Here is a 9,566-nt window from a genome sequence, read left to right on the forward strand (position 1 = left end):
GAACGGGCTGCGCCACGCGGCGCTGACGGCGCCTGCGCTGCCGGAACGCCCATGCGCCGTGGCGCCGGCCGATCGGACCCTATTCCTGGCGGAGTGCGATAGCAAGAGACTGCTGCGCGAACTCGGTGTCGCCGGCATTCCCGACGGCGTGCTGGTGGAGGGCGACCTGCCCGGTGGGCTGCCCGCGCCTTTGTCCTATCCGGTCGTTGCCAAGCTGCAGGCCAGTGAGGTGCTGCACAAGAGCGACATAGGCGGCGTGGTGCTGGGAATTTCCGACGATGAGCAGTTGCGCGAGGCGCTGCTGCGCCTGCGCGGAATCGCGCGCGACCGGGGCATCAAGGCAATGGGCATCCTACTCGAATCCATGCAGCGTTTCGATCATGAATTGCTGCTGGGGCTGCGCCGCGATGCCAGATTCGGCCCCACGCTGACCCTGGGCCGTGGCGGCGTCGAAGTGGAACTGGACCCCGACGTGGCCAGCCGCCTGTTGCCGCTGGATCCGTCGCGAATCCAGGAAATGATCGAGAGCTTGCGTTCGGCCAGGTTGCTGCAAGGATTCCGCGGCCGCGGCGCGGCCGACCTGCCCGCCCTGGCGCGACAGATCGCGAGCTTGTGCGAGGTATTCCTGATGCGGCCAGACCTCGCCGAGATCGAGATCAATCCGCTGGCGGTGAGCGGTGGCCAGGCCTGGGTGCTCGATGCCGTGGTAAGCAGATTCGAATGACGGACGCCGCGCACTTTGTCCAGATTCATGATGCCGATGGCGTACGCACGCTCATATTGAACCGGGCCGCCAAGGCCAACGCCTTGAACGTGGAGATGCTCGCCGTCTTGCGGCGCGCGATCGAAACCGTGCCGCAAGACGGCATCGGCCTGATCGTTCTGCGCAGCGCCTCGCCTTACCTGTTCTGCGCCGGCGGCGATATCGAGGAGTTCGTCCGCAGTCCGGCGTTGCTGGAGGCGCAGGGCCGGGGCTTGCGCGAACTCATGGCTGCCATGGCGCGCTGCCCGGCGCCCATTCTGGCGCTGGCCCGGGGCAAGGCCGCCGGCGCCGGCGTCATTCTGCTGGCGATGACCGATATCGTCATCGCCGCGGACGATCTGACGCTCGCGTGTCCGGAAATCGCCTTCAACATGTATCCCGTCATGGTCCAGGCCGCGCTGGAAACCAAGATCAGCGCCGCGCGGGCCAGGCAACTGTGTCTTAGCGGCCAGCTACTGGAGGCGGCGCCCGCGCGCGAGCTGGGACTGGTAACCGATGTGCTTCCGGCCGAGGGTTTCGAGCGGCTTTCCGCTGACCGCCTGGCGTTCTACCTGGCGCGCCGGGAAGCCCTGTCGATCGCCCGCAATGCGCGCCTGCTGCTGGAGCCGCCCGATCCCGGTATCGGCCGTATCGAGGCGCTGGAGCCGCTCATGCACGAGAACTTCAGCCGGCCGGGCGTGCAGGAAAAAATACGCGCCTATCTTGCCGGCATGCGAGCCAGGCGCGCCGACTGACGGGGGCGGGTCTGGTTTGTGTGGGCAGGGGCTCTGTGTCACAATTTTTGCTCTTTTCTATCCAGAGAAATTCTCTGTCTTCAGAATGACGACTGAACAACCGGAAAAACTCGTGGGCGCCCTCGTGGGCGGGTTGCGCGTCCTGCGTTACCTGAGCGCCGCGCCCTCGGGCGTGGGGGTCACCCGGGTGGCGCGCGATCTTCAGCTCAATTCCAGCACTTGCTACAACTTTCTCAAGACGTTGGTGTATGAAGGCCTGGTGACCTTCGATGAGGCCACCAAGACGTACTCCATCGCCCTGGGACTGGTCGAGCTGGCCAAGGGCGTGCTGGAGCAGGGATCCTACGTGCGACTGGTCCACCCGCATTTGCGTGACATCGCGCGCGGCCATGGCGTCACGGCGACGCTCTGGCAGCGCACTTCCAACGAACGCGTGGTGCTCGTGGACCGCGCCGACACCGACAGTTCCGTACGGGTGCACATGAGCGTGGGCCAACGTTTGCCCATGTACATCGCGGCGCTGGGCCGTTGCATGGCCGCCCATTCGGGCCTGGACGACCAGGAATTGCGGCAGCGCTTCGATAACCTGAGGTGGGACGACAAGCCCCCTTTCCAGGAATATCTGGAAGGCGTTCGGGAAGCGCGCGACAAGGGGTATGCGGTAGACGCCGGCAACTATGTGAAGGGCGTGAGCACCGTTTCCGCCGCCGTGCTGGACGAGTTCGGTAAACCGGCCATGGCCATCAGCGCGGTCGGCTTCAGCGCGCAGGTTTCGGGCGACGCCCTGGAACGCCTGGGCGCGGACCTGCGCGACCGCGCCGTGCTGATCACGCGCGCCCTGTCCGGCGGCCGCGCCTGATTCCCTGCCCTCGATAAGTCCCTGCTCCTTGACCGCAAGGGGCAGGGCGGCTGGCGTCCGTCCGGGCGTGGCCCAGACCCCTGAAAAACCTGATTGACGTTCGCGAGAACCTTTGCTTATGATTCATCTAACCGTCCGGTTAGTAAATTAACCGACCGATAACTTATATGTAACGAAGCGGCGCCAAGCACGCCGCTTCGAACCAAAGAGCGGTTGTTACGAGGAGGCAATGGTGGCTAGCGCCAACAAAGAGCAGTTGCTGGACGCATACCGGCGCATGTTGCGCATCCGATTGGCGGAACTGAGGCTGGGACGCTTGTTCGCGGACGGGGAAGTCCCCGGCTTCATCCACCTGAGCATCGGCCAGGAGGCCGTTGCTGCCGCGATGGGCATGGTGCTGCGGCCAGACGATACCGTCGCCTCGACCCATCGCGGCCATGGGCACGCGTTAGCCAAGGGCATCGACATCGAAGAGTTCTTCCTGGAACTGATGGCGCGCGAGGAAGGCATCTGCAAGGGTCGCGGCGGCTCCATGCACGTGGCCAACTTGTCCATCGGCATGCTGGGGGCCAATGCCATTGTTGGCGCCAGCATACCGATAGCCCTGGGCAGCGCGTTGGCTCATCAGGTCAGGAAAAAGGACTCGCTGGCGGTGGCGTTTTTCGGTGACGGCGCCATGGCAGAAGGCGTGCTGCACGAAAGCCTCAACCTGGCCGCGCTGTGGCGCCTGCCGCTGCTGTTTCTCTGCGAAAACAACGGCTGGGCCGAGTTCTCCCCCACCCATAAGCAGTTCGTCGCGCCGCTGGACAAACTGTCGGCTGCGTTCTCCATTCCGCACGAAAAAATCGATGGCAACGACGTGCTGCGAGTCGCCGAGGCCGCAAGCGCGGCCGTGGCCAGCATACGCGCCGGCGAAGGTCCGCGGGTGCTGGAATGCATCACCCACCGCTGGCGCGGCCATTACGAAGGCGATCCCCAGAAGTACCGCCCTTCGGAAGAGATCGACGGCTTGGGCGAGCACGATCCGGTGGCGCGCTTCGAAGCGGCGCTGGACAAGAAAGGGGTGACCAAGGCGCAGCGTGAACAGGTTTTCGACGAGGTCCAGGCTCAGGTCGAGCGAGCGGTGGAGCGCGCGCGACTGGGCCGCCAACCGATCTGGCACGCGGCCTGCAACGATGTCTACACCCCTATCGAGGCAAACTGAGATGGCTGAACTACGTTTTGCCCATGCCATCAACCGCGCGTTGGCCGAGTGCATGGAGGAAGATCCCACGGTATTCCTGTTCGGCGAAGACATAGCCGAAGCCGGCGGTCCGTTCGGCGTGACCCGCGGGCTGCATGCCCGATTCGGTCCGGACCGCATCCGCGACACGCCGATCTCCGAAGCCACCATGGCCAATGCGGCCGTGGGGGCGGCTTTGTCCGGCTTGAAGCCGGTGCTTGAAATCATGTTCATGGATTTCATGACGCTGACCATGGACGCGCTGGTCAACCAGGCTGCCAAGGCCCGTTTCATGTTCGGCGGACAGGCCAGCGTGCCCTTGGTGGTGCGCACGCCGCACGGCGGCGGCATCAGCGCCGGTCCGCAGCATTCCCAATGCCTGGAAGCGTGGTTCGCCCATATCCCTGGATTGAAGGTGGTGTGCCCCAGCAACCCCGCCGACGCCTATGGCCTGCTGAAGTCGGCGATCCTCGACCCGGACCCGGTGGTGTTCGTGGAGAACAAGGCCTTGTACGCCCTCAAGGGCGAAGTGGCGGACAACGCCGGGCCAATACCGCTAGGCCAGGCGCGCGTGGCGCGCCCGGGCCGCGACCTGACCATAGTCAGCTACGGCGCGACCGTGCACAAGGCATTGCGGGCCGCCGAGGTCCTGGCTGCAGACGGTATCGAGGCCGAGGTGCTGGACCTGCGCAGTATCCAGCCCTGGGACGAGCAGGCGGTGCTGGCCTCGATCAAGTTCACCCATCGGCTGCTTATCGTGCACGAAGCGGTCGAGGCATTCGGCGTGGGCGCAGAGATTGCCGCGCGCATGGCCGATATTGGCTTCGACGAGCTCGACGCGCCTATCGTCCGCGTCGCGGCCCCCTTTGTTCCGGTGCCTTTCGCGCCGGCGCTGGAAGAACAGTATCAGCCCCAAGAGGCCGATGTCATCGCCGCGGCGCGCAAGCTCTGCGCCTGATCCCTGGAGACAGCATGAACGAACCCAGCATTCTTACCGACGTCCGCAACCGCGTCGGCATCATCACGATAAACCGCCCCACGGTGCACAACGCGCTGGATATTCCGACTTTGATCGAACTGGAACGGGCATTCGCCGCATTGGAGGCCCGCGAAGATTGCCGCGTCATCGTCATTACCGGCGCGGGGGAAAAATCGTTCGTGGCCGGGGGCGATCTGGCGGACCTGAACTCGCGCCAGGGCCTGGCGCACTACCAGGAGTTTGCCGAAGATATCCATCGCGTATTCCGGCGCATCGAAATCAGCGACAAGCCCACGATCGCCGCGGTCAATGGCTGGGCGCTCGGCGGCGGCACCGAACTGTTGCTGGCAATGGACCTGCGCATCCTGGCCGACAGCGCCATGATTGCGCTGACGGAGATCAACCTGGGCCTGTTTCCCGGCGCGGGCGGCACGCAGCGCATCATCCGGCAAGTCGCGCCTTGCCTGGCGAAGGAACTCATGTTTACCGGCGGGCGCATCAGCGCAGACGAGGCGGTGCGCATCGGCCTGGCCAATCGCGCGGTGCCGAAGGACCAGCTCATGGCGCAGGTCCTGGCGCTGGCGGAACAGATCGCAGGAAAGTCGCCGCTGGTGCTCAAGCTGCTCAAGCGCACTCTGCGCGATGGCGCCGATATGCCGCTGGCCAATGCGCTGGCGCACGAGCAGGCCATGATAGGTCTGGTGCTGGACACGCGCGATGCCCATGAAGGCGTCGGCGCGTTCCTTGAAAAGCGCGAAGCGCGCTTCGCGGGGCAATAGCCCATGGGCGCGCTGAATGATCTTCTGATGCCCAAGCTCGGCCTGACCATGACCGAGGGCATGCTGATCGAATGGAGCGTGGCCGCCGGCGACCAGGTAAAAGCTGGCGATCCGCTGTTCGTGGTGGAAACGGATAAGGTCGCCAGCGAAATCGCGGCCGAGGCGGACGGTCTGATCGGCGAGATCCTCGTGCCGGCCGGTGTAACGGTACCGGTGGGCGCCGTGGTCGCACGTTGGACGGGACCGGGCCAGAAGTCAGACCTGGAGTCAGGTGCCGCAGGCGGGGCCGAGACAACCTCCGCTTCTGCGCCCATGCTGGCGGCGCGGACGCCGGTACCGCCCGCTACGGCCGCTGGCGGTCGGATCGTGGCCACGCCGCTGGCCCGGCGCCTGGCCCGTGAACTGGACGTGGATCTGGCGAAAGTCGGCGGTACCGGACCGGGCGGGCGCATCAAGGCTGCGGACGTGCGTCAGGCGGGCGAACCGGGGCGGGCCGCACAGGTCGAGAATGCCGCCGAGCAAGCTGTTCCTGCCATGGACGGCGGACAGCGCATCGTCGCCAGCGGACTGGTGCAGTCCATGGCCCGGCGCATGACGCAGGCCAAGCAGGTTCCGCACTTCTATCTATCGGCCGAGGCCGAGGTCAGCGAACTGCTGGCCTTGCGCGGCCGCTTGAATGGCCAGCCCGATGCGCCCAGGCTGACGCTGAACCACTTCGTCATTGCCGCCGTGGCGCGGGCGCTTGCGGCCTTGCCGCAACAGAACCGCATCTGGAACGACGACCACATCGTGCAGTTCCAGGACATCGACGTAGGCGTGGCGGTCACTACCGAACGCGGCCTGATGGCGCCGGTGCTGCACGGCCTGGCAGGCGCTACCTTGGATGGCATCGCGCGGCAGTCGGACGCCTTGCTGGAGCGCGTGCGATCGGGAAATGCCACCCGCGACGACATGAGCGGCGGGGCCATTTCAATTTCCAACGCCGGCATGTTCAACGTCACATACATGACACCCATCATCAATCCGCCCCAGTCGGCGATCTTGGGCGTGGGCAGCATCCGCGAGATGTTCAGGCCCGGCGCGCAAGGCGCGCCGGCGTTGCGGCGCGAAATGGGCCTGGTGCTGGCGGCGGACCACCGGCTGCACGATGGCGCCGGCGCGCTGAAATTCCTCAACTGCGTCATCGAGTTGCTGCAGGACCCGTACCGGCTGCTGCGCACCCCTATTCAAGGATAGATCATATGGACTTTTCGCTTTCGGACGAGCAGAAGCTGATCGTCGAGACCGCGCGCCGCATCGGTGAAACGTATGGCGTGGATTACTGGTATGAGCAGGACCGCAAGAATGCCTTCCCCCAGGCTTGCTGGCAGGCCATCTGCGAGGCCGGCCTGGCGGGCGCGGCCCTGCCCGAGGAGCATGGCGGATCGGGCCTGGGCATGGTGGAGCTGGCGCTCATTGTGGAGGAACTTTCCGCAGGCGGCGGTGGTTCGACGCTGGGCCAGCTGTTCATGATCAATCCCATCTTCGGCGGCGTGCCGATCTCCAAGTTCGGCAGCGAGCAGATGAAGCGCGAGCTGTTGCCCGGGCTGACCAGCGGCAAGATCAACTTCTGCATGGCGCTCACCGAACCCGATGCTGGCACCAACACGCTGGCGATGAAGAGTTTCGCCGCGGCGCAGCCTGATGGCAGCTGGCGGTTGGACGGGCGCAAGATCTGGATCACCGCCGTCGACGCCGCGCAAAAGATGCTGGTCGTGGCGCGCACTGCCAAACCGGTCGAAGGGGCGCGCCCCACCGACGGCATTTCCATGTTCATCATCGACGTCGAACGCGAGGGCCTGACCTATTCGGCCATCGAGAAGGTGGGAACCCAGACGCTCAGCGCCTGCTCGGTGTTCTTTGACAATGTTCGCATCGAACCGCATGAACTGGTGGGCACGCTCGACAAGGGCTTTCGCGAACTGCTGGACGTGCTTAACACCGAACGCATCGTCACGACCGCCAGCCTGGTGGGCGCGGGTCGGCTGGCGGAGCGTCTGGCGATTCAGTATGCGAACGATCGCAAGGTGTTTGGCGGCAAGCCCATCAGCGCATACCAAGGCTTGCAGTTTCCGCTGGCGCAATCGCATGCGGAACTGCAGTGCGCCCGCCTCATGAACCTGAACGCGGCCTCGTTGTGCGATCAGGGATTGCCCTATGGCTCCGAGGCGAACATTGCCAAGCTGATAGGATCGCAAGCCGCCAGCCATGCCATCGAGCGCAGCATGCAGACCATGGGAGGCATGGGCTACGCGCGCGAATTCCACGTTGAGCGCCTGTGGCGCGACGCGCGGCTGTTCAAGTTTGCGCCGGTGTCGGAAGAAATGATCCTGAACTACATCGCCATACACGACCTCGGCATGCCGAAGTCATACTGAAGCGCAAGCATCGAGACGCGGGACCGGCTCAGGCCGTCACCCGCGCCGAGCCGCCATCCAAGGGAGACCCACCATGTTCAATCTGAGCGCAGCCATCGCCTTCCACGCCCGGCGCGCGCCCGATCGTGCCGCCATCATCTATCGCGACGTCGCGGTCAGCTACGCCGATTTCCATGAACGCATCCGCCTGGCGGCGGCGCTGCTCCAGTCACATGGAATCGGCCGCGGCGATGTGGTCGCGCTCTTCATGAAGAATAGCGCCGCCTTCCTGGAACTGGCGTTCGCCGCCAGCTATCTGGGCGCGATATTCCTGCCGGTCAACTACCGGTTGGCGGCGCCCGAGGCCGGCTACATCCTTGGCGACGCCCGCGCCAAGCTGCTGTTCGTGGACGAGGAGTTCGCGGAGGTGGCGGCGCTCGAAGTGCCCAAGGTGGTGCTCGACGCCGCTGCGCAGGCCGACTCGCGCCGTCTCGGCAAGCCGGGACTGGCCGTTCCGGAGCCGGCCGCCACGACGCAGGATGATCTGCTGCGGCTGATGTACACGTCCGGCACGACCTCGCGGCCGAAGGGCGTGATGCACACCTACGGCAACATCCACTGGAAGTCGATCGATCACGTGATCGCGCTGGGCCTGACGCATCGGGAACGTCTGCTGGTGGTGGGGCCGCTCTATCACGTCGGGGCCTTCGATCTGCCTGGCATCGCGGTGTTGTGGGTAGGAGGCACGCTCTGCGTGCACCGCGAATTCGATCCGGAGGCGGTACTTGCATCCATTGAACGCCACCGGCTGACTTGCGGCTGGATGGCGCCCGTCATGCTGAGTCGCGTGCTGGCCGTACAGAACCCGGGAAGGTACGCCCTGGATACCTTTGGCTGGTGTATTGCAGGCGGCGAGAAAACGCCCGAATCCCGCATACGCGACTTCACCCGCGTGTTCACGCGCGGGCGCTTCATCGACGGCTTCGGCATGACGGAAACGTGCAGCGGCGACACCCTCATGGAGCCAGGCCGCGAAATCGAGAAGATCGGCTCCACCGGTCGCGCGCTGCCGCACGTCGAGATCCGTATCGCCGATGACGAAGGCCGCTGGTTGCCCGCCGGCGAGAAAGGGGAGATCTGCGTGCGCGGGCCCAAGGTCACCAAGGGCTACTGGAACGCACCCGAGAAAACCGCCGAAGCTTTCTTCGGCGACTGGCTGCGTAGCGGGGATGTGGGCTACCTGGACGAGGAAGGATTCCTGTTCGTCACCGACCGGACCAAGGACATGATCCTGACCGGTGCGGAGAACGTGGCTTCCAGCGAAGTCGAGGCAGTGCTTTACGAAATGCCCCAGATCGCCGAAGCGGCGGTCATCGGCGTGCACGACGAGCAATGGGGCGAACGCATCACGGCTGTGGTGGTGCTCAACCCAGGGCAGACATTGACGTTGGAAGAGCTGGCCGGCTACTGCCGCAAGCGCGTGGCCAATTTCAAGGTGCCGCGGGAGCTGAAAGTGGTGGAGGAACTGCCGCGCAATCCTTCGGGAAAGGTCCTCAAGCGGGTGCTGCGGGACCGCTACAACGCCTGATGCCGCCGCAGCGGAAACAGCACAAGAACACAGGGGGAGAAAAATGAATCTGGCCAGAAAATTCGCGACGTTCTCGACGGGCCTTGCTGTCGGAAACCTGCCGGAGCCTGTGATTGAAAAGGCTCGCGCCTGCGTCCTCAATGGCTACGGCATTGCATTGGGCTCGCACCCCACGCCGTTCTTCGGCGTGGCCGAACAGGCCGTCCTGGCCATGGATGGCGTGCGGCCCGGCGGCGCCACGCTGCT

General features: G+C 65.1%; 9 protein-coding genes and 1 pseudogene. All 10 read left to right on the forward strand.

Annotated features, from left to right (window positions below):
* Positions 1-724, forward strand: a 724-nt coding sequence (locus tag VIR09_RS24540; RefSeq protein WP_332015219.1) for an acetate--CoA ligase family protein, incomplete at its 5' end; no start/stop codon positions are given.
* Positions 721-1,497, forward strand: coding sequence for an enoyl-CoA hydratase/isomerase family protein (locus VIR09_RS24545; RefSeq protein ID WP_332015220.1), 777 nt, complete (start codon positions 721-723; stop codon positions 1,495-1,497). The genes VIR09_RS24540 and VIR09_RS24545, both read left to right, overlap by 4 nt.
* 85 nt (positions 1,498-1,582) lie before the next feature.
* Positions 1,583-2,356 carry an IclR family transcriptional regulator gene (locus VIR09_RS24550; RefSeq protein WP_013395515.1) on the forward strand — a complete coding sequence of 258 codons (774 nt, stop codon included), beginning with the start codon at positions 1,583-1,585 and terminating at the stop codon, positions 2,354-2,356.
* A gap of 232 nt (positions 2,357-2,588) precedes the next feature.
* On the forward strand, positions 2,589-3,560 hold the full coding sequence (locus VIR09_RS24555; protein WP_332015225.1) for a thiamine pyrophosphate-dependent dehydrogenase E1 component subunit alpha: 972 nt from the start codon (positions 2,589-2,591) through the stop codon (positions 3,558-3,560).
* A 1-nt stretch (position 3,561) separates the two neighbouring features.
* Positions 3,562-4,536, forward strand: coding sequence for an alpha-ketoacid dehydrogenase subunit beta (locus VIR09_RS24560; protein WP_332015221.1), 975 nt, complete (start codon positions 3,562-3,564; stop codon positions 4,534-4,536).
* Between the two features lie 14 nt (positions 4,537-4,550).
* Positions 4,551-5,336, forward strand: coding sequence for an enoyl-CoA hydratase/isomerase family protein (locus tag VIR09_RS24565; protein WP_013395512.1), 786 nt, complete (start codon positions 4,551-4,553; stop codon positions 5,334-5,336).
* A gap of 3 nt (positions 5,337-5,339) precedes the next feature.
* Positions 5,340-6,572, forward strand: a complete 1,233-nt coding sequence (locus VIR09_RS24570) for a dihydrolipoamide acetyltransferase family protein (RefSeq protein WP_332015222.1) — start codon at positions 5,340-5,342, stop codon at positions 6,570-6,572.
* Between the two features lie 5 nt (positions 6,573-6,577).
* Positions 6,578-7,753: an acyl-CoA dehydrogenase family protein gene (locus VIR09_RS24575; RefSeq protein ID WP_332015223.1), complete on the forward strand. Its 1,176-nt coding sequence runs from the start codon at positions 6,578-6,580 to the stop codon at positions 7,751-7,753.
* Positions 7,754-7,826: 73 nt separating this feature from the next.
* Positions 7,827-9,320, forward strand: a complete 1,494-nt coding sequence (locus VIR09_RS24580) for an AMP-binding protein (RefSeq protein ID WP_332015224.1) — start codon at positions 7,827-7,829, stop codon at positions 9,318-9,320.
* 43 nt (positions 9,321-9,363) lie between these two features.
* Positions 9,364-9,566: pseudogene (locus tag VIR09_RS24585) on the forward strand (MmgE/PrpD family protein 4); the annotation flags it as partial.

Origin of the sequence: Achromobacter sp., assembly GCF_036567245.1 — a bacterium.
Classification (GTDB): domain Bacteria; phylum Pseudomonadota; class Gammaproteobacteria; order Burkholderiales; family Burkholderiaceae_B; genus Achromobacter.